Annotated in this window: 20 protein-coding genes; all 20 read left to right on the forward strand. The window is 63.7% G+C overall.

What is annotated here, in order from left to right; translation table 11 throughout:
- The first annotated feature begins 7 nt into the window (after positions 1 to 7).
- The 20 genes from rho to AC5RT4_RS16035 all read left to right on the forward strand — a co-directional run bounded on the left by rho (position 8) and on the right by AC5RT4_RS16035 (position 19801).
- On the forward strand, positions 8 to 2188 hold the full coding sequence (rho, locus tag AC5RT4_RS15940) for a transcription termination factor Rho (RefSeq protein ID WP_494040057.1): 2181 nt from the start codon (positions 8 to 10) through the stop codon (positions 2186 to 2188).
- 233 nt (positions 2189 to 2421) lie between these two features.
- The gene (prfA, locus tag AC5RT4_RS15945) at positions 2422 to 3495 is read left to right on the forward strand and encodes a peptide chain release factor 1 (protein WP_494040056.1); all 1074 of its coding nucleotides are present in this window, start codon (positions 2422 to 2424) and stop codon (positions 3493 to 3495) included.
- Positions 3496 to 3515: 20 nt separating this feature from the next.
- Positions 3516 to 4388 (forward strand): peptide chain release factor N(5)-glutamine methyltransferase, encoded by an 873-nt coding sequence (gene prmC, locus AC5RT4_RS15950; RefSeq protein WP_494106426.1) that lies wholly within the window; start codon positions 3516 to 3518, stop codon positions 4386 to 4388.
- Between the two features lie 12 nt (positions 4389 to 4400).
- Entirely contained in the window at positions 4401 to 5207 is an 807-nt protein-coding gene (locus AC5RT4_RS15955; RefSeq protein ID WP_494106427.1) for an L-threonylcarbamoyladenylate synthase, read from the forward strand.
- A 1-nt stretch (position 5208) separates the two neighbouring features.
- Positions 5209 to 6120: a glycosyltransferase gene (locus AC5RT4_RS15960; protein WP_494040053.1), complete on the forward strand. Its 912-nt coding sequence runs from the start codon at positions 5209 to 5211 to the stop codon at positions 6118 to 6120.
- 6 nt (positions 6121 to 6126) lie between these two features.
- A complete protein-coding gene (locus AC5RT4_RS15965) occupies positions 6127 to 7089 on the forward strand; it encodes a glycosyltransferase (protein WP_494106428.1) in 963 nt (320 codons plus the stop codon).
- A 189-nt stretch (positions 7090 to 7278) separates the two neighbouring features.
- On the forward strand, positions 7279 to 9057 hold the full coding sequence (locus tag AC5RT4_RS15970) for a polysaccharide biosynthesis protein (protein ID WP_494040155.1): 1779 nt from the start codon (positions 7279 to 7281) through the stop codon (positions 9055 to 9057).
- Positions 9054 to 10079 (forward strand): MraY family glycosyltransferase, encoded by a 1026-nt coding sequence (locus tag AC5RT4_RS15975; RefSeq protein WP_494106429.1) that lies wholly within the window; start codon positions 9054 to 9056, stop codon positions 10077 to 10079. The genes AC5RT4_RS15970 and AC5RT4_RS15975 overlap by 4 nt, the downstream gene beginning before the upstream one ends.
- Positions 10080 to 10175: 96 nt before the next feature.
- Positions 10176 to 10658: a Cg1360 family ATP-synthase-associated protein gene (locus AC5RT4_RS15980; RefSeq protein ID WP_494040154.1), complete on the forward strand. Its 483-nt coding sequence runs from the start codon at positions 10176 to 10178 to the stop codon at positions 10656 to 10658.
- Positions 10651 to 10989, forward strand: coding sequence for an AtpZ/AtpI family protein (locus AC5RT4_RS15985; protein WP_494106430.1), 339 nt, complete (start codon positions 10651 to 10653; stop codon positions 10987 to 10989). Before AC5RT4_RS15980 ends, AC5RT4_RS15985 begins: the two co-directional genes overlap by 8 nt.
- Positions 10990 to 11070: 81 nt before the next feature.
- Positions 11071 to 11871 (forward strand): F0F1 ATP synthase subunit A, encoded by an 801-nt coding sequence (gene atpB / locus AC5RT4_RS15990; RefSeq protein ID WP_494040049.1) that lies wholly within the window; start codon positions 11071 to 11073, stop codon positions 11869 to 11871.
- Between the two features lie 80 nt (positions 11872 to 11951).
- Entirely contained in the window at positions 11952 to 12155 is a 204-nt protein-coding gene (atpE, locus tag AC5RT4_RS15995; protein WP_009356484.1) for an ATP synthase F0 subunit C, read from the forward strand.
- A 52-nt stretch (positions 12156 to 12207) separates the two neighbouring features.
- Entirely contained in the window at positions 12208 to 12759 is a 552-nt protein-coding gene (locus tag AC5RT4_RS16000) for a F0F1 ATP synthase subunit B (protein ID WP_494040048.1), read from the forward strand.
- Positions 12759 to 13586 carry a F0F1 ATP synthase subunit delta gene (locus AC5RT4_RS16005; protein WP_494040047.1) on the forward strand — a complete coding sequence of 276 codons (828 nt, stop codon included), beginning with the start codon at positions 12759 to 12761 and terminating at the stop codon, positions 13584 to 13586. The genes AC5RT4_RS16000 and AC5RT4_RS16005 overlap by 1 nt, the downstream gene beginning before the upstream one ends.
- A gap of 79 nt (positions 13587 to 13665) precedes the next feature.
- The gene (gene atpA, locus AC5RT4_RS16010) at positions 13666 to 15303 is read left to right on the forward strand and encodes a F0F1 ATP synthase subunit alpha (protein WP_494040046.1); all 1638 of its coding nucleotides are present in this window, start codon (positions 13666 to 13668) and stop codon (positions 15301 to 15303) included.
- A gap of 73 nt (positions 15304 to 15376) precedes the next feature.
- Positions 15377 to 16267 (forward strand): F0F1 ATP synthase subunit gamma, encoded by an 891-nt coding sequence (locus AC5RT4_RS16015; protein ID WP_494040045.1) that lies wholly within the window; start codon positions 15377 to 15379, stop codon positions 16265 to 16267.
- An 83-nt stretch (positions 16268 to 16350) separates the two neighbouring features.
- Positions 16351 to 17805, forward strand: a complete 1455-nt coding sequence (gene atpD, locus AC5RT4_RS16020) for a F0F1 ATP synthase subunit beta (protein WP_494040044.1) — start codon at positions 16351 to 16353, stop codon at positions 17803 to 17805.
- 1 nt (position 17806) lies between these two features.
- Positions 17807 to 18091 (forward strand): F0F1 ATP synthase subunit epsilon, encoded by a 285-nt coding sequence (locus AC5RT4_RS16025; RefSeq protein ID WP_494040043.1) that lies wholly within the window; start codon positions 17807 to 17809, stop codon positions 18089 to 18091.
- A gap of 10 nt (positions 18092 to 18101) precedes the next feature.
- On the forward strand, positions 18102 to 18533 hold the full coding sequence (locus AC5RT4_RS16030) for a DUF2550 domain-containing protein (protein ID WP_494040042.1): 432 nt from the start codon (positions 18102 to 18104) through the stop codon (positions 18531 to 18533).
- Positions 18534 to 18538: 5 nt separating this feature from the next.
- Complete coding sequence (locus AC5RT4_RS16035) at positions 18539 to 19801, forward strand: alpha/beta hydrolase (protein ID WP_494106431.1); 1263 nt, start codon at positions 18539 to 18541, stop codon at positions 19799 to 19801.
- Positions 19802 to 19842: the final 41 nt, after the last annotated feature.

The following is a 19842-nucleotide window of genomic DNA, read 5'->3' on the forward strand; positions in this document are numbered from 1 at the left end:
ATCCTTCGTGACCGAAACCACTGAGCTGTCGCCAGCTGTGGAACTATCTTCTGCTGCCGAATCACCGGCCGCACCCGCCAAGAGCAGCGGGCTTGCCGGCCTTAAGCTCGCCCAGCTGCAGGCGCTTGCCAGCCAGCTCGGGATTTCCGGCGGTTCCCGGATGCGCAAGGGGGACCTGGTTTCAGCCATTTCCGCACACCGCGCCGGCACCCCTATGACCAAGGCCCCGGCCAAGGCAGCGGAAAAGGCTGTTGAGAACGTATCCGCCCCGGCCGTTGTCCCGGCAGTGTCCGCCCCCGCAGCGGCTGCTGAACCAACCGAGGCTCCTGCCGAGGGAACGCGGGCCCGCGGCCGTGGCCGCAGCCGCCGCGCCGTCAGCGACGGAGTCGTAGCCCCTGCAGCCGCCGAACCGGCTGTTGCCGAAGCCGCCCCCGCAGCTCCGGTGGAGGCTCCCGCCGCCGCTGAGGCTCCAGAAGCTGCTGAAGGCACTGCCGAGCGCCGCCAGCCGCGCACCCGCAACCGCCGCCGCAGCGAAGCAGCCGCAGCAGCGCCGCAGGGCGCCGAAGGTGTGGAGGCACCGGCAGAACAGGCCGACGCCGAGCAGCCCGCCGGAGCGCAGGCCAACACCGAAAACCGCACGGCAGAACGGGCCGCCGAGCGGACCGAAGCCGAAGCCGGCGACGCCGGGCAGCGCACGGACCGCCGCGAAGGTGGACGCACCCGCGGCCGGGACAACGCCGCACGCGAGAACGCCGACGGCGGCCGCGACAACGCCGGCAGCCGCGAGGCAGGGCAGCGTGAAGGCGCCCGCCGGGAGGACAACCGTGACACTGACGACGCCGACGGCGGCAGCCGCCGGAACCGCCGAAACCGCCGCGACCGCAACGATCGCAACGAGCGGAATGACCGCTCCGGCGGCCAGGACCGGGACAACTCCCGCAACGACCGTTTCCGGGACCGCAACGACCGCCGCCGTGGACGCGCCCAGGGACCGGACGTCGACGACGTCGAGGTCACCGAGGACGACGTCCTGCTCCCGGTTGCCGGCATCCTGGACGTGCTGGAGAACTACGCGTTCATCCGCACCTCCGGCTACCTTCCTGGCCCGAACGACGTGTATGTCTCCCTCGCCCAGGTGAAAAAGTACAACCTGCGCAAGGGTGACGCCGTGGTTGGCGCCATCCGCGCTCCCCGCGACGGCGAAGACCGCAGCCAGCAGTCGGCCCGCCAGAAGTTCAACGCCCTGGTCCGCGTCACGTCCGTGAACGGCAAGACCTCGGAAGAACTCAAGGACCGCGTCGAGTTCGCCAAACTGGTACCGCTGTACCCGTCCGAGCGCCTGCGCCTCGAGACCGACCCCAAGAAGATCGGCCCCCGCGTCATTGACCTGGTTGCCCCGATCGGCAAGGGCCAGCGCGGCCTGATCGTCTCCCCGCCGAAGGCCGGCAAGACGCTCATCCTGCAGTCCATCGCCAACGCCATCACCACCAACAATCCTGAGGTCCACCTCATGATGGTGCTCGTTGACGAACGTCCTGAAGAAGTCACGGATATGCAGCGCACGGTCAAGGGCGAGGTTATTGCCTCCACCTTCGACCGCCCGGCCGACGACCACACCACTGTGGCCGAACTTTCCATCGAACGCGCCAAGCGCCTCGTGGAAATGGGCATGGACGTGGTGGTCCTGCTGGACTCCATGACCCGCCTGGGCCGCGCCTATAACCTGGCAGCACCGGCCTCCGGCCGCATCCTGTCCGGCGGTGTCGACTCCGCAGCCCTGTACCCGCCCAAGCGCTTCTTTGGTGCGGCCCGCAACATCGAAAACGGCGGCTCGCTCACCATCCTGGCAACGGCTCTCGTGGAGACCGGTTCCAAGATGGACGAAGTCATCTTCGAAGAGTTCAAGGGCACCGGCAACATGGAGCTCCGCCTGTCCCGCCAGCTGGCAGACAAGCGCATCTTCCCGGCCGTGGACGTCAACGCGTCCGGCACCCGCCGCGAGGAAAACCTGCTTTCCCCCGAGGAAGTCAAGATCATGTGGAAGCTGCGCCGCGTCCTCTCCGGACTCGAAACCCAGCAAAGCCTTGAACTCCTGACCAACAAGATCCGGGAGACCCAGAGCAACGTCGAGTTCCTCATGCAGGTCCAGAAGACGACGCTTGGTGCAAAGTCCGATAACGACAAGTAACGCTTCGGTCAGCGGCTGATTCTGCTGCCCCGATGCTGACGCCGCACAGATTTTTCCGCCCCCGCCCCTACGCTGGGAGGCTTCCGATCTTCGATCGTTAGCCTCCCAGCTCCGGCAGGCCCGATGCCACTCCCGGGGCGGAAAAATCTGTGCGGCTTCGTCGTTAAGCCCACCAGCCGCGGCACGTTCCCGTTTGTTACTAGACTTGTACAAGTCGAAAGAGGTTTTGAAATATGTTTGAGTCCGTACAGGGCCTGCTTGATGAGCATGATGCTATCCAGGCGCAGCTGGGGGATCCTGCTGTTTATGCTGATCAGCGGCTTGCCCGGAAGCTTGGGCGGCGTTCGGCTCAGCTCAATGGGATTGTAGAGGCGTACCACAAGTGGGAAGGCCTGCGTGATGACCTCGCTGCTGCCAAGGAGATGGCTGACGAGGATCCCGAGTTTGCTGCTGAGGTGCCCGAGCTGGAGGAGGCGCTGGAAGCAGCGGCTGCCAAACTTCGGCGCCTGCTCATTCCCCGCGACCCTGACGACGCCCGCAATGTGATCCTCGAGGTCAAGGGCGGTGAAGGCGGCGATGAGGCTGCCCTGTTCGCCGCCGACCTTCTGCGGATGTACACCCGGTACGCGGAGTCCCGCGGCTGGAAGACGGAAATCATCTCCGCCACGGAATCAGACCTTGGCGGTTACAAAGACGTGCAGGTTGCCGTCAAGGGCAGCTCGAACGATCCGGCGGAGGGCGTTTTCGCCCGGCTCAAGTTCGAAGGCGGCGTGCACCGTGTGCAGCGCGTTCCCGTGACGGAGTCCCAGGGCCGCATCCACACTTCTGCCGCCGGCGTTCTCGTCCTCCCTGAAGTGGATGAGCCCGAAGAACTTGAAATCAACCAGAATGACCTCAAGATCGACGTATACCGGTCGTCCGGACCCGGTGGCCAGTCCGTGAACACCACCGACTCTGCTGTGCGCATCACCCACCTGCCTACCGGCATCGTGGTGGCCATGCAGAACGAGAAGTCGCAGCTGCAGAACCGTGAAGCCGGCATGCGCGTGCTGCGGGCCAGGATCCTCGCCCACCAGCAGGAGCAGATTGACGCGGAAAACTCTGCCCAGCGGAAATCGCAGATCCGCACCATGGACCGGTCCGAGCGCATCCGCACCTACAACTACCCGGAAAACCGGATTGCGGACCACCGCACCGGTTACAAGGCCTACAACCTGGACCAGGTGATGAACGGCGATCTGGAACCGGTTATCCAGTCCGCTATCGAGATGGACGAACAGGCCCGCCTGGACGCCATCGGCGACTGACGCGTCCCGGAATACAGCGCATGACACTCGGTCAAGGCCAGTCCCTCGCAGATGCCGTCAGCGAAGCTACGGGTATTCTGCGCGAGGCCGGCGTACCCAGCCCGCGGGTGGACGCCGAGCTGCTCGCCGACCACCTGCTGGACGTCGGGCTGGGCCGGCTGCGTGCCCTGATGCTCGGTGATACCCCTGTGCCTGCGGGTTACGCGGCTTTGGTGGCGGAGCGTGCCAGCAGAATACCGCTCCAGCACATCACCGGAGTGGCGCATTTCCGCTACCTCCAACTCGCCGTGGGGCCCGGAGTTTTTGTACCCCGGCCGGAAACCGAATCCGTTGTTCAGCTGGTCATCGACCACGTCAAAGGCATGCGGAATCCGCGGATTGTTGACCTCGGGACCGGATCCGGCGCCATTGCCGGATCCATCGCCCACGAAGTGCCCGGAGCGGAAGTGCATGCGGTGGAATTCAGCCCCCTCGCCCACGCCTGGGCGGCGAAGAACCTGGCCCCCCTGGGCGTCCGTCTCGTGCTGGGGGACCTGCGGGACGCGCTGCCGGAACTCGACGGGACCTTCGACGTCGTCATTTCCAACCCGCCCTACATCCCGGCCGAAGCGGTCCCCATTGAGCCCGAAGTGGCCCTGCACGACCCTCCGGAAGCACTGTACGGCGGGGGAGCGGACGGCATGGAACTTCCGACGGCGGCAGCCGCCTCGGCTGCCCGGCTACTGGTACCCGGGGGCTACTTTGTCATGGAACACGCCGAAGTCCAGGCGGGCTGGATCTCGGCCATGCTGGCACGGACAGGGAACTGGACCGCCATCAGCACGCATCGGGACCTCAACGGCAAGGAGCGCGCCACCAGTGCCCTGCTGACGGAACCGGACCACAGGGAATGAAAGAATAAGCCAGTGACCACAACCTATGACTGCACCAGCGACGACGAGCGCGCCCAAGGACTTGAGCACGCCCAGCGGGCCATTGGCGAGAAGAAATGCGTAGTTTTTCCCACCGATACGGTCTACGGGATTGCCGCCGATGCCTTCTCCCCACAGGCCGTAACCATGCTCCTGGTGTCCAAGGGACGCAGCCGCACCATGCCGCCGCCCGTGCTGATTCCGCGCATCAACGCCCTCGACGGGCTGGCCACTGACGTATCGGCGGACGCCCGAAAGCTTGCCGAAGCGTTCTGGCCCGGCGGCCTGACCCTCATCCTGCATGCCCAGCCGTCGCTGGACTGGGATCTTGGCGAAACCAAAGGCACAGTGGCGCTTCGGATGCCCGATGATGAGATCGCCCAGGAACTGCTGACGCTCACCGGGCCGCTGGCCGTTTCTTCCGCCAACCGCACCGGCCATGCTCCCGGGCAGACAGCCGCCGCAGCGCGCGAACAGCTGGCCGATTCGGTTGAGGTTTACCTTGAAGGCGGCGTCCGTCCCCTCGACGGTGCTGCTGCAGTACCGTCCACCATTGTTGACGCCACCGGCCCCCGCCTGCGCGTGGTCCGGAACGGTGCCGTGAGTTTGGACCAGCTCCGGGAGCATGTTCCCGGCGTCCTGGGACTCGGCGAAATTCCCATGGTTGCAGAAGAACCGGAGGTTCCGGAGCCCTCGGAGGCCCCGAAGGTTTCTGCGGCATCGGATGCACCGGAGGACGGCGCCCGCCCCGCCGCCGGCAGCAGTGCCGTCAACAGCACCGACAACCTCCCGGGGATCTGACATGCAGCCCAAAGTGGCCGTCGCGGCCGTAACCTTTGACCGCCACGAGGAGCTTGCCCTCCTCCTGAAGGGTTTGGCGGCGCAGACAGCGCCCATCCACTCCATCGCCCTGGTGGACTCCGGCACTGACCCGGCCACCGCCGTCGTCAATGCCGGGGGAGCGCAGAACATCAACTACCTTCGCTCCGAAGCCAATCTCGGCGGCGCAGGAGGATTCGCCTACGCCATCCTGGCGGCCATGGCCAGCGGCGCCGAGTGGATCTGGATGATGGACGACGACGGCCACCCCGAGGACGCCACCTGCCTGGCCGAACTGCTGCGCACCGCTGAGGAACACCAACTCGACATTGTCAGCCCGCTGGTGGCCGCCACCGCCGACCCCAACCGGCTCTCCTTCAACTTCCGCATCAACGGGCTGCTGACCAACGACAGGTCCCGGCTGGCGCCCATGGGCTACCTTCCGGACATGGTGCACTTTTTCAACGGTGCACTGATCAAAACCGAAGTTTTCTACAGGATAGGCATCCCCGACGTTAAGTTCTTCATCCGCGGCGACGAGGTTGATTTCCTGTCGCGCGTCAAGAAAGCAGGACTGAAGTACGGCACCCTCGCCACCGTCGCGGTGCAGCATCCCGCCACCTGGACGGAGATGAAACCGGTGTTCGGCGGATTCATCACCCCCGTGATCCCCGAAGGTGAGTTCAAGCGCTACTGCTACTTCCGGAACCGGGGCTACCTGACCCGCAAGTACCGGAACCTGCGCTGGTTCAGCGCGGACGTCGTCGGCTTCCCCTATTACTTCCTGAAAGCCGGGGACCTCAAAGGCCTGGCGCACTGGTTCAGGGCCTATTCAATCGGCTTCCGCGGCAAGGGTTTCGGCTCGCCCGCGGAACTGATGTCCGCAAACAGCTAGGCACCCGTGGAGAACCTTTACGCCGTCGTCGTCACCTACAACCGGGCAGAATTCCTGCGCAACCTGCTCGATTCCTTCGCCCGGCTGGACACTGCCCCTGCGCGGATCCTCGTAGTGGACAATGCCAGCACCGACCACACTCCGGACGTGGTCGCCCAGGCCATCGAAGCCGGCGGGCCGCCCATCCAGTACGAACGGCTTGACCGGAACGTTGGCGGGGCCGGCGGGTTTTCGCGCGGCGTGGAGCTGGCACTGGAGTCCGGGGCCGAATGGCTGTGGCTGATGGATGACGACGTCGAGGTTCTGCCCGGCGCGGTGGAGGCATTGGAGAAGTTCACGCCGGAGTACTCCTGCCTCATCGGCCGCCGGTACGACGCCAACGGCAAGCCGTTCTTCTGGCAGCACCATTTCGTCGAGGCGCTGGGCATCTTCCTTCCGGTTTCGCGCGATGTTTTCCGGCACTCTGAGGTCTTCCATACAAACGTAGGGAACTTTGAAGGCATGCTTATCCATGCTTCCGTTGCCCGTAGCATCGGCCTGCCGGATCCCCGTTTCTTCATCACCTGGGACGACCTGGTCTACGGCTGGCTTGCCGCGCAGCAAACACCGGTGGTGTACGTCAATGCCTTTGTCATCAAAAAGGTCCGCGCGCAGCGGCAGGTGGACCTGGGACTGCGCCATCTCAATGATTCCTCCGACCTGAGCCGCCGCTATGTGATGCGCAACCGCGGGCATGTGGCGCACTACCTGCGGGCATACGGCAAATTCAACCGGGCGGGTTTCGCAGCCGGCACCGCCCTGACCTTCCTCAAGGAACTTGTCCGCCTGGTCCTGGTCGAGAGGACCCTCAAGGGGGCGGGCGCACTCTGGCAGGGATGGCGTGAATCACGAATAATCCTGGCGGACAGGGGCTGGGAACCCATGCCGCCGCTGCCGGCATATCCGGGCAGCGGAACCCGAAGCAATTAGTATCGTCTTAGGCCCCTTCGCCGTCCGACGGTCTTGCGGCGGGGTATTTTGAAACAGGCGCCTGGCCGCCGTGGTATTGGAAGTCGGTTGCATCTTTCGTTGAGTACAAAATCAGAAACGCAGGCATCTGCCGCCGTACGGGACGAGAAACCCGCACTCTGGATCTGGATCCAGCTCTTCCTGGACTCAATGTCGTGGGTTGTGGCGATCGGACTGGCGCTGCTGCTGCGCTATGAGATGGGCATCCGGATGGAACAGTTCGCCGGAGCGGTCGTTATCGCTGCCATCGCGGTGGTGGCCCAGATGCTGGCCGGCTACTCCCTCGCCCTGTACCGCGGCCGGTATCCCTTCGGCAGCTTCCAGGAGGCCAAGGCGCTGGTCTTCGTCACCGTCATTGTCGCCGCCACCATCACTGCAAGCCTGCTGGTGCTCTACGAAGCCATCAGCATCGGCCGCAGCGTGGGCCTGATCGCCTTTCCCTTCGCCTGTCTCTTTATGTGCGCCGCCAGGTACGCGAAAAGGCTCTATGTGGAAGGCAAGGCACGGCCCGGGGACGGGGCACAAAACACGCTGGTTTACGGCGCCGGATTCCTCGGCAACTCCCTGGTGACACGGATGCTGCAGGATCCGGATTCCCCGTACTTCCCGGTGGGCCTGGTCGATGACGACCCGGCCAAAAAACACCTGCGGCTCTCCGGCGTCCAGGTACAGGGCCGCGGCGATGACCTGCCGGCCATCATCCGCCGCACCCGCGCCTCGGTCCTGGTCCTGGCCTTCGCCAACGTCGAGGCCTCCGTAGTCCGGCGCATTTCCGATGCCGTGGCGGGCCTGAACGTGCGTGTGCTGGTGCTTCCCCCGCTGCGGGACATGCTGGGCGGCGGCGCACCTGCCGGTTTTTCCGATTTCCGCGAGGTGGCGGTCGAGGACCTGATCGGCCGGCGGCCGGTGGACATCAAGGTCGACGAGATTGCGGGATACATCAAGGGCAAACGGGTTCTGGTGACCGGCGCCGGCGGATCCATCGGATCCGAGCTCTGCCGGCAGATCGTCCAGTTCGAGCCGGCGGAACTGATCATGCTGGACCACGACGAGACGGGCCTGCAGCAAACCCAGATCTCCATCACCGGCCACGGCCTGCTGGCAGGCCGGGACACAGTGCTGGCCAACATCCGCGACGCTGAAGCACTGCAGAACATCTTCGAGGACCGGCGCCCTGAAGTGGTCTTCCACGCCGCCGCCCTCAAACACGCGCCGCTGCTGCAGCAGTATCCGGTGGAGGCCTGGAAGACCAACGTCTGCGGCACCCTGAACGTCCTGCGTGCTGCCCAGCGGGCCGGTGTCTCGCACTTTGTGAACATTTCCACCGACAAGGCGGCCAACCCCACCACCGCCCTTGGCCACTCCAAGCGGGTGGCGGAAAAACTTACCGCCTGGATGGCAGGCCAGACCGGCAGCAAGTTCGTGTCGGTCCGCTTTGGCAACGTCATGGGCAGCCGCGGCTCGATGCTGCCGCTCTTCACCGAGCAGATCCGTGTAGGCGGTCCCGTCACCGTCACCGACCCCGATGTCACACGGTTCTTTATGACCATCCCCGAGGCATGCCAGCTGGTGATCCAGGCAGGTGCCATCGGTACCGGCGGCGACGTACTGATCCTGGACATGGGTGAACCGGTCCGCATCCTGGATGTCGCGCAGCGGATGATTGCCATGTCGGGCAAGGACGTGGAAATCATCTACACCGGGCTGCGGCCGGGGGAGAAGCTGCACGAAGTGCTGGTCGGCAGCGGTGAACGGGACCAGCGGCCCCTGCACCCAAAGATTTCACACACCAAGGCCACCGAGCAGGACCCGGACAAGCTTGACCTCAACGTCTGGCTGGCCCGCTGTGAGGCAGAACAAGGCGCCAATATCACCGCCATCCCCGATGATGAGGCCAACGACGCCGGTGAGATCCGGGTGGCCTCATGATGCCGTTGGCCCTGGTGGCCGGGATCACGCTGTTGGCCAGCCTGCTGCTTCCCTTTGCCGTGAAGCCCTGGCTGGTCCGGATGGGCGTGGTGGATGTTCCTTCCGCCCGTTCATCGCACGTCAATGCGACCATCCGCGGCATGGGTGTCGCCGTGGCCCTGGCAACAGCACTTGGCTATGCCGCTGCGGTGCTGCTGGGGGTCGTGACAGTGGACCGCTCAGTATTCGCCGTCGTGCTTGGCATCATTGCCGCGTGCGCAGCCGTGGGGTGGGCCGAGGACCTGCGCGGCATGTCCATCCGCGGGCGCGCGGGCGCCCAGCTCGGCATCGGGGCCGTCGGCTCGGCGGTGCTCATCGCACTGACAGGACAGTCGTTCTGGTGGCTGCCGCTGGCTGCCGTGGCGATCGCGGCCTACGTGAACATCGCCAATTTCATGGACGGCGTCAATGGCATTTCGGGCCTGCACGGGGTGACAGCCGGGGCTGCCTATGCCGCGGCCGGCTGGCTGTCCGGACAGCCATGGCTCGCGGCCGGTGGTTTGGTGCTGGCCACGGCATTCCTCGGTTTTCTTCCATGGAACCTCAGCCGCGGTTCCGTCTTCCTTGGCGACGTCGGCAGCTACCTGCTGGGTGCCTCGATTGCCGCCCTCGCCGTAGCCGGCTTCCTCGGCGGCGTCTATGTCGAATACGTTCTTTCACCAGTCCTGGTGTACGCCGCGGACACCGGCTACACCCTGCTGCGCCGGATCAAGGCAGGGGAGCGGTGGTACGCCTCGCACCGGGAGCATGTATACCAGCGGCTCACCGACGTGGGATTCTCGCACCTCCAGTCTGCAGCAACTGTCACGGTGTGCACCGCCGCCGTGATCATCCTGGGCTTTGCCGCCGCCACTGCGCCTCTTCCGGTCGTCGCCCTGTGCGTGGCCGCGACCGTGCTGGTGCTTGCCCTGTACCTCGCCAGCCCGGACCTCATCAGGCGGTACCGGCGCCCCTCCAAAGTCACACGGCTTCCGGTGAGCTAGCGGTGTTCTATCTCGTGTAGAATTCGAAGGCAGCCAAAGCTGCCCTTCAAACTGCCTCCTGGCTCCGTGCCTGATGCTGCCGACGATTGGGATCAAATGACCTCCAACGCCGAGTCCGGACCTGCCTCCGGCAACGGAAACGTTGGCGCATCCAGCCCCACAACGTCCCTGTGGCTGAACCTCCTGGGACGAAGTTCCGCAGCTGCTGCGGCCGGACTCGCCCTGTGCGCAGTCCCTGCAGCAATCCTCGACGGCGGAAGCGGCGCCGTGTCCAGTACTCTGGGCGGCCTGCTTGTGATGGTGTTCTTCGGGATCAGCCTGCTGGTGGGCCACTTCATGGGGCGCAACAATCCATCCGGGGCCATCGGCATGTTCGTCGCCACCTACTTCGTGAAGGTGGTTGGATTCGCGGCGGTCCTGTTCGTCATCGGGGCTCCGCAGTGGCTGCATGGCCGCTGGTTCGTTGCCGGTGCCGTCACCGCCGTCGTACTTTGGCAGGCTGCCGAACTTTACGGTTTCAGCAAAGCCCGCCTCCAGATCTACAACGATCCAGAAACCAAGGAAACCCGCGATGCGTGATCCCAGGAACCCCAACGAAGCATCCAACGGCACGGGCAAATCGGACGGCTCTGCCCCCGGTGTATCACGCGACGGAACCAGCGGCGGATACAACGCCGGCATGGCCGTATTCAGCTACATCATTGGCGGAATCATCGTCTGGAGTTTGATAGGGTGGGGTCTGGATTACGTGTGGGGAACGCGCTGGATTGTGCTCGCAGGCGCTCTGCTTGGAGCCGTCGGAGGTTTTTACCTTTCCCACATGCATGGCCTTACCAGTTCTCGAAAAATTGCTGGAGAGCGCCATGCTGCCAGCGGGCCGTCCCAGGACGGCGACACTAATGCCAAATAATTTCACAGGGGGAACAGCAGGCCTTTCGTCTGCCGGTCCCCGCCCAACGCCCAATGATGGACACTGCAGAGAGGAAACGCGTTGATCGCGCTTGCGCTCCCGGCCCAAGATTCAGGAGAGTTTACTCCTCCTGGAATTAACGAAATGCATTTGCCGGCAATCCTGCCGTGGGGTGCCGCAGAAGGATTCTCCAAGCAGATGCTGCTGGTCCTCCTCTCTGTTGTCTTTATCTCCGTCTTCTTCGTGCTCGCCGCACGCAAGCAGCAGCTGGTACCCGGCAAGCTCCAGTTCGCCGGCGAGGCCGCCTACGGCTTCGTCCGCAATGGAATCGCCAAGGACATCATCGGCGGCAGGGACTTCATTAAGTACGTCCCGCTGTTGTTCAGCCTGTTCTTCTTCATCCTGGTGAACAACATCTACGGTGCCATTCCGCTGTTCCAGCTCCCCACGTTCTCGCACGTGGGCGGCGCCTACGTACTGGCCGGCCTTGTCTACTTCACCTGGATCGCCATCGGCGTGAAGAAGAACGGACTCCGCTACTTCAAGCTGGCCACCGTGCCTTCCGGTGTTCCCTGGTTCATCCTTCCGATCGTGATCCCGATCGAGATCATCTCCAACTTCCTGGTCCGGCCCGTCACGCACAGCCTCCGTCTGTTCGCGACCATGCTCGCAGGACACCTCATCGTGATGATCGCCGGATCCGGCATCGAGTACCTCATCATGCAGGAGAACCTCCTGCTCAAGGGGACCTCCGTACTGGTTCTCGCCGGCGCCATCGCCATGTACATGCTTGAAGCCCTGATCATGGTCCTGCAGGCCTACGTCTTTACCCTGCTGACCGCGATCTACATTGAAGGCGCGCTTCACGCCGACAGCCACTAGGCACCCTTAAGCTTCCCCTCGCGGGGATGATAGCAACCCAAACAACCTGCCACATGGGTGGCATCTTGAAAGGAAGAAAAATGGAAGGCAATCTCAACCTCGTAGGTTACGGTCTGTCCGCAATCGGCGGTGGTATCGGTGTTGGTCTCGTATTCGCTGCCTACATCAACGGCGTCGCCCGCCAGCCGGAAGCACAGCGTGTCCTGCAGCCGATCGCGTTCCTCGGCCTTGCGCTTACCGAAGCCCTCGCCATCCTCGGCCTGGTCTTCGCCTTCGTTCTCTAGTCCTTAGAACGAAGCGAACTTACAGAACCGAGTAGAAAAGGACGGGTGAAATATGAATCAGCTGATCATCTCAGCCGCCACTGAGGGCGAAGTTAACCCCCTGATGCCCAACCTCTGGGAAATGGGCGTTACCCTGGTGGGCTTTGCCATCCTCATGTTCATCGTGGTCAAGTTCGTTGTCCCGATGTTCGAGAAGACCTTCGCCGAGCGTGCCGAGGCTATCGAAGGCGGCATTGCAAAGGCTGAAAAGGCCCAGGCTGAGGCGTCTGCTGCACTCGAAGAGTACAAGCAGCAGCTGACCGACGCCCGCGCCGAAGCCAACCGCATCCGTGAGGAAGCCCGGGCCGAAGGTGCCCAGATCCTCGCGGATCTCAAGGAAAAGGCAGCAGCAGAGTCTGCCCGCATTACGGCCCAGGCCCACACCCAGATCGAATCCGAGCGCCAGGCGGCCGTTGTGTCCCTGCGTTCGGAGGTGGGCACTTTGGCCACTACCCTGGCCGGCCGCATCGTTGGCGAATCGCTGAACGACGACCAGCGTGCAGCACGGGTAGTGGACCGCTTCCTGGCAGATCTGGAGACCCAGAACGCAGGTGCAGCTAAGTAATGGCAGGCGTATCGAGCGAATCGCTGGCAACAGGGCTGGCCATGTTGGAAGCCAAGCTTCCGACGGCGTCACTGCAGCTGGCAAAGGAACTCTTCGGAATTCTGGGAATGGTGGACAGCTCGGCTGGCTTGCGCCGCGCCCTGACTGACCCGTCCCGCAACGGTGACGAAAAGTCGGCGCTGGTCAGGCAGCTGGTTGGCGGGAAAGTCTCCGCTGATGCTGCAGAGATCGCGGGCGGACTGGCCGGCTCACGCTGGGCAACTGCCCGGGATATCGGCGATGCACTCGAGACTCTTGCCGCAACGGTGGTTATTTCCGTTGCTGAAAACAAGTCGGCCGTTTCTGCCTCCGGAATCTCTGGCCTGGAAGAGCTGGAGAACGATCTGTTCTCCTTCAACCAGGCCGTTGCCTCCAACCACGAGGTACAACGTGCTCTGTCCGAACCACAGGCCAGCGCTGCAGCCAAGGCTGCCCTTGCCGAGAAGCTGGTTCCCGGTGTGAGTGAGGAAGCAAAGGTCCTCATCACGCAGGCAGTTACCCAGCCCCGCGGCATCAAGCCCACCCGGCTGGTGGAACGGTTCGCCGAACTGGCGGCCAAGCGGCAGCAGCGCTGGATTGCAACGGTCAGCGTGACCCGCCCCCTGACACCGATGCAGCTTGCCCGCCTCCAGGCGGGCCTGAATGCAATGTACGGGCGGGAACTGAAGGTCAACGTCAACGTTGATCCGTCACTCATTGGCGGCATCCGCGTCCAGGTCGGTGACGAAGTGCTCGATGCTTCGGTTCTCACCCGCCTTGGCGAGCTGCAACGCCAGCTGGCCGGCTAGCCGGACAAGCACAACAAAACTGATAGAAACCCCGGTCATCGCAACGGTGATCACAAAAACAGGAGAGCAGGGACTGCAGATGGCCGAATTGACCATCAACGCCGACGACGTCCGTAATGCGCTGAACGAGTTCGCGGCGTCCTACGAACCCGGAAACGCAGAGCGCGTAGAGGTCGGCCGCGTAACCACCGCTAGTGACGGCATCGCCCGTGTTGAGGGCCTTCCCTCGGTCATGGCGAACGAGCTGCTGCGCTTCGAGGACGGCACCCTGGGCCTCGCCCAGAACCTTGACGTCCGCGAAATCGGCGTCATCATCCTCGGCGACTTCACCGGCATCGAAGAAGGCCAGGAAGTCCACCGCACCGGACAGGTTCTGTCCGTACCCGTGGGCGACGCCTTCCTCGGCCGCGTGGTCGATCCGCTGGGCGTGCCCATCGACGACCTCGGCGAGATCAAGGCCGAGACCACCCGCGCACTGGAGCTCCAGGCTCCCGGCGTAACGCAGCGCAAGTCGGTGCACGAGCCGATGCAGACCGGACTCAAGGCCATCGACGCCATGATTCCGATCGGCCGCGGCCAGCGCCAGCTCATCATTGGTGACCGCCAGACCGGCAAGTCCGCCATTGCGATTGACACCATCATCAACCAGAAGGCCAACTGGGCTTCGGGCGATGTGACCAAGCAGGTCCGCTGCATCTACGTGGCAATCGGCCAGAAGGCGTCAACCATTGCCGCCATCCGTCAGACCCTCGAGGACAACGGCGCACTGGAGTACACCACCATCGTGGCCTCTCCCGCTTCGGACCCCGCAGGCTTCAAGTACCTTGCACCGTACGCCGGCTCGGCCATCGGCCAGCACTGGATGTACGGCGGCAAGCACGTCCTCATCGTGTTCGATGACCTGTCCAAGCAGGCTGAGGCCTACCGTGCAGTGTCGCTGCTGCTCCGCCGTCCGCCGGGACGCGAAGCCTACCCGGGTGACGTGTTCTACTTGCACTCCCGCCTGCTGGAGCGTTGTGCAAAGCTCTCCGATGAGCTGGGCGCAGGGTCCATGACCGGCCTGCCGTTGATCGAGACCAAGGCGAACGACGTTTCGGCCTACATCCCGACCAACGTCATCTCCATCACCGACGGCCAGATCTTCCTGCAGTCGGACCTCTTCAACGCCAATCAGCGTCCTGCTGTTGACGTTGGTGTGTCCGTGTCCCGCGTGGGCGGCGCCGCACAGGTGAAGTCCATGAAGAAGGTCTCCGGTACGTTGAAGCTGGACCTCGCCCAGTACCGCGACATGCAGGCCTTCGCCATGTTCGCCTCGGACCTGGACGCCGCTTCACGCCAGCAGCTCACCCGTGGCGCCCGCCTGATGGAACTGCTCAAGCAGGGCCAGTACTCGCCGTTCCCGGTCGAGAACCAGGTCGTCTCCATCTGGGCAGGCACCAACGGCTACCTCGACGACGTTCCGGTTGAGGACATCAACCGCTTCGAGTCGGAGTTCCTGGAGCACCTCACTCACAAGTCCTCCATCCTCACCACGCTGGCGCAGACCAACGTGCTGGACGATGACACCGCGGCAGCGCTGAAGTCCGCCATCGTGGCCTTCAAAAAGGGCTTCTTCGGCGAGGGTGACAACCACTTGGTAGGCGCCGGCCACGAGGAGCACAGCGCTATCTCCGAGGGCGATGTCGACCAGGAAAAAATCGTCAAGCAGAAGCGCTAATTCCACTGGCCGGGTGTGCCGGACCTCCAGGGTCCGGCACACCCGGTCTACGGAATGTTAGGAAAGGATAAGTATGGGAGCCCAGATTCGGGTCTACCGCCAGAAGATCAGCTCGACCACGTCGATGCGCAAGATCTTCAAGGCGATGGAACTGATCGCTACCTCGCGCATCGGCAAGGCCCGTGCGCGCGTAGCAGCTTCACTGCCTTACGCGAACGCGATCACGCGCGCCGTTTCTGCTGTCGCCAGCCAAAGCGAAATCGACCACCCGCTGACCACCGAGCCGGAGCAGATCCGCCGCGCCGCCGTCCTGGTAATCACCTCGGACCGTGGCCTGGCTGGTTCCTACTCGGCAAGCGTGCTGAAGCAGGTGGAGGGTCTCAACGAGCTGCTCCACGCTGAAGGCAAGGAAGTCAAGACGTACCTCGTCGGACGCAAGGCGCAGGCCTACTTTGAGTTCCGGAACCGTGAATACTCACGGGTCTGGACCGGAGGCACCGACGCACCCGAGTTCACTACCGCGCGCGAAGTCGGCGAAGCACTGCTGGCCGATTTCGCAACCGACTACGAAGAGGGCGGCGTGGATGAAATCCACGTGGTGTACACCCGCTTCAAGTCCATGGTCACCCAGGAGCCAACTGTCATCCGCCTGCTTCCCCTGGAAGTTGTGGAAGAGCAGGCGGCTTCAGAAACGGACCTGTTGCCGCTGTACGAGTTCGAGCCGGAAACCGAGCGTGTTCTTGACGCTCTGCTGCCGCGCTACATCGAGTCACGCATCTTCGCGGCCATGCTGCAGGCAGCAGCCTCGGAGCTCGCTGCCCGACAGCGTGCCATGAAGTCCGCAGGCGACAACGCCACGGACCTCATCAAGAAGTACACGCGTCTGCGCAACACGGCCCGCCAGGCTGAAATTACGCAGGAGCTGTCCGAGATCGTTGCCGGCGCCGACGCCCTCGCGTCCTAGCCTGCACGGCCCCGCGTTCAGCTGGACCTGCACCACCACAGATAAACTTAAATCCACGCCATCTACTGAGTGAAGTGAGAGAGATGACTGCCACTGCTACCGAACACGTAGCCGCAACGTCCGGTGCCACCGGCCGTATTGCGCGCGTAATCGGCCCGGTTGTCGACGTCGAATTCCCGGCTGACGCAATCCCGTCCATCTACAACGCCCTGACTACCGAGATCACCCTCAACGGTGTCACCAAAACCATCACGTTCGAGACCTCCCAGCACCTGGGCGACAACCTCGTGCGCGCCATCTCCCTCCAGGCCACCGACGGACTTGTCCGCGGCACGTCCGTGGTGGACAGCGGTGCCCCGATTTCCGTTCCGGTTGGCGACGGCGTCAAGGGCCACATCTTCAACGTCCTGGGTCAGCCCCTGGACGTCGCCGAGTCGGAACTGCAGATCAGCGAACGCTGGCCTATCCACCGCAAGGCTCCGAGCTTCGCCTCGCTTGAAGGTTCCACCGAGATGCTCGAAACGGGCATCAAGGTCATCGACCTTCTCACCCCTTACATCAAGGGTGGAAAAATTGGCCTGTTCGGCGGCGCCGGCGTGGGCAAGACCGTTCTGATCCAGGAAATGATCACCCGTGTTGCCCGTAACTTCGGTGGTACCTCGGTATTCGCCGGTGTTGGCGAGCGTACGCGTGAGGGCAACGACCTCTGGGTCGAAATGGAAGAGGCAGGCGTCCTCAAGGACACCGCCCTTGTGTTCGGCCAGATGGATGAGCCGCCGGGAACGCGCCTGCGCGTAGCCCTGTCCGCCCTGACCATGGCGGAGTACTTCCGCGATGTGCAGAACCAGGACGTGCTGCTGTTCATCGACAACATCTTCCGGTTCACCCAGGCGGGTTCCGAGGTTTCCACCCTCCTCGGCCGCATGCCTTCGGCTGTGGGCTACCAGCCCAACCTGGCAGATGAGATGGGCCTCCTGCAGGAGCGCATCACCTCCACCAAGGGCCACTCCATCACCTCGATGCAGGCCATCTACGTTCCCGCAGATGACTACACCGACCCGGCTCCGGCCACGACCTTCGCACACCTCGACGCGACCACGGAACTCTCCCGTGAAATCGCTTCCCGTGGTCTGTACCCGGCCGTTGACCCGCTGACGTCGACCTCCCGCATCCTGGATCCCCAGTACATCGGCAAGGACCACTACACCACGGCTGTCCGGGTGAAGCAGATCCTGCAGAAGAACAAGGAACTCCAGGACATCATCGCCATCCTCGGTGTCGACGAACTCTCCGAAGAGGACAAGATTGTCGTGTCGCGTGCACGCCGCATCCAGCAGTTCCTCTCGCAGAACACCTACACGGCCAAGCAGTTCACCGGTGTTGAAGGCTCCACGGTTTCCATCAAGGACACCGTTGAGGGCTTCACGGCCATCTGCGACGGCGAGCTGGACCACATCGCGGAGCAGGCGTTCTTCAACGTGGGCGGCCTCGATGACGTAGAGCGCCAGTGGGCCAAGATCCAGGAACAGACCAAGTAATATGGCTGAGCTTGAGGTTGAGATTGTCGCAGCGGACCACTTCGTGTGGTCCGGAGCGGCCAGGATGGTCAAGGCCCGCACCAGCGATGGTGAAATCGGAATCCTGCCCGGCCACTCGCCCCTGCTGGCGATCCTGGCCGAAGGTGAACTGGCCATCCAGCCGGTGTCCGGTGACCGTATTGCCGTAGATGTGGACGGCGGATTCTTCTCCGTTGACAACAACCGCGTGGTTATTGTTGCCGACAACGCCCACCTGGGCGGCTCGGCTACCGCTGGGATCCGCTAGCACCACCTTGATGGACGCCCCTGGTTTTTCGTTCATCGCCATGGCAGTCGTGTTTGGACTGCTGATATTCGCACTGTGCCTTTCGGGGGTGCGCCGCTTCAACCTGCGGCGTGCCCTCGGCACGGTGGACGCCTCCATTTGCATGGCTGGAAACAGCTGGCAGATGGGGGTTTGTCGTTATCAGGACAACGACCTCGAGTGGTTCAGGCTGCTCTCGTTGAGTGTCCGCCCCAAGCATAAGTTCAAGCGTCATTCGCTTGAACTGCTGGGCCGCCGCAAGCCCACGGAAGCCGAGGCCGTCAAGGTCCAGCCCGACGTCGTCATTGTCGAATTGCGGTACGAAGGGCAGGACCTTCGCCTTGCCATGAAGTTCGACGCCTACGCAGGCCTGTCGTCCTGGCTGGAGGCCGGACCGGTCATCGGCGTGGGCACCTGGCGCTAGCCGGCGTGGACTGGTTCTTCGACCTCAGGCTCACCGAGGGCCCGGTATATTGGGTGTCCCTCATCCTGGGACTGGCTGGCGCGGCATATCTTTTGGCACGGCCGTCCGGCCTGCCTGCGAAGCGGTGGATCCTTCGTGCCATCGCCGCCGCTGCTGTTGCCTTCGCGCTGGTGGCCGGCGTTCACTGGGCCCTTATCAACGTCTTCTCCGTGTTCCCGGACAACATACCGGATCCGGTCCTGCTCTGGGTGGTGCCCGGTGTCGCCGCCGTGATCCTCTTTCTGCTGCGGCTGCCACGGAGCAGCTGGCGCCGCCGTGCCACAGGCTTGGCGGCAGTGCTCCTGGTGGCGGCCCTTGCATCCGTCCAAATCAACGCCTACTACGGCCTCCACCGCACGGTGAGCGATTTGTTCGGCACTGCGGTGGCCAAGATCCCTGCCCTCGAACCTGGGCTGATGCGCCAGTCCGGCGAGGCCGACGGCGTTCCCCTCCACACGTGGGCACCCCAGGGTGAACTGCCCGAGGGGGGAGTGCTGCGCAAGTCCGCCATCCCCGGCACCCTCTCCGGTATGAGTCCGCGCGAAGCCTACATCTACCTGCCCCCCGCCTATTCCACCGCAAACCGTCCCGCCCTTCCGGTGCTCGTCCTGGTTGCAGGGCAGCCGGGTGGCCCCGCCGATTGGCTCACCGGAGGTACCCTGCAGGCGCACATGGACTCCTTCGCTGAGTCCCACGGCGGCGTCGCCCCCGTGGTTGTAGTGCCCGACCCGAACGGGTCCCAGTCCGCCAACACCATGTGCATGGACAGCCGCATTGCCAAGGCTGATACGTACCTCTCGCGGGATGTGCCGGACTGGATCAGTTCCACCCTGGCGGTGGACACCAACCACGAGCACTGGGCCATCGGCGGATTTTCCTTCGGCGGCACCTGCGCCCTGCAAATGGGAACCCGGCACCCTGAACTGTTTCCGTCCGTGCTGTCCTTCTCAGGCGAAGCGGAGCCGGCCATCGCCAAGGAGCGGCAAAAGACCATAGACGCCGCCTTTCCGGGTGATCCGGCTGCGTTTGAACGGCAGACGCCCCTTGCCATCATGAAAGAGCGCCGCTTCGAGACTAGCGCCGTGTATTTGACCGCTGGACAGAACGACCCCGAATTCGTGACGTACCTCCGTACTGTGGCTGCCGCCGCCCGGGACGCTGGCTTCACGGTCCGGGCCCACGAGGTGGAAAACACCGGCACTCCTGGGATACATCGTCCAGGCGGATAGCCGATGCATTGGAGTTCCTGGCCGAGAGGTGGGGACTGCAG

The sequence above is a fragment of the Arthrobacter sp. sptzw42 genome (genome assembly GCF_059089685.1).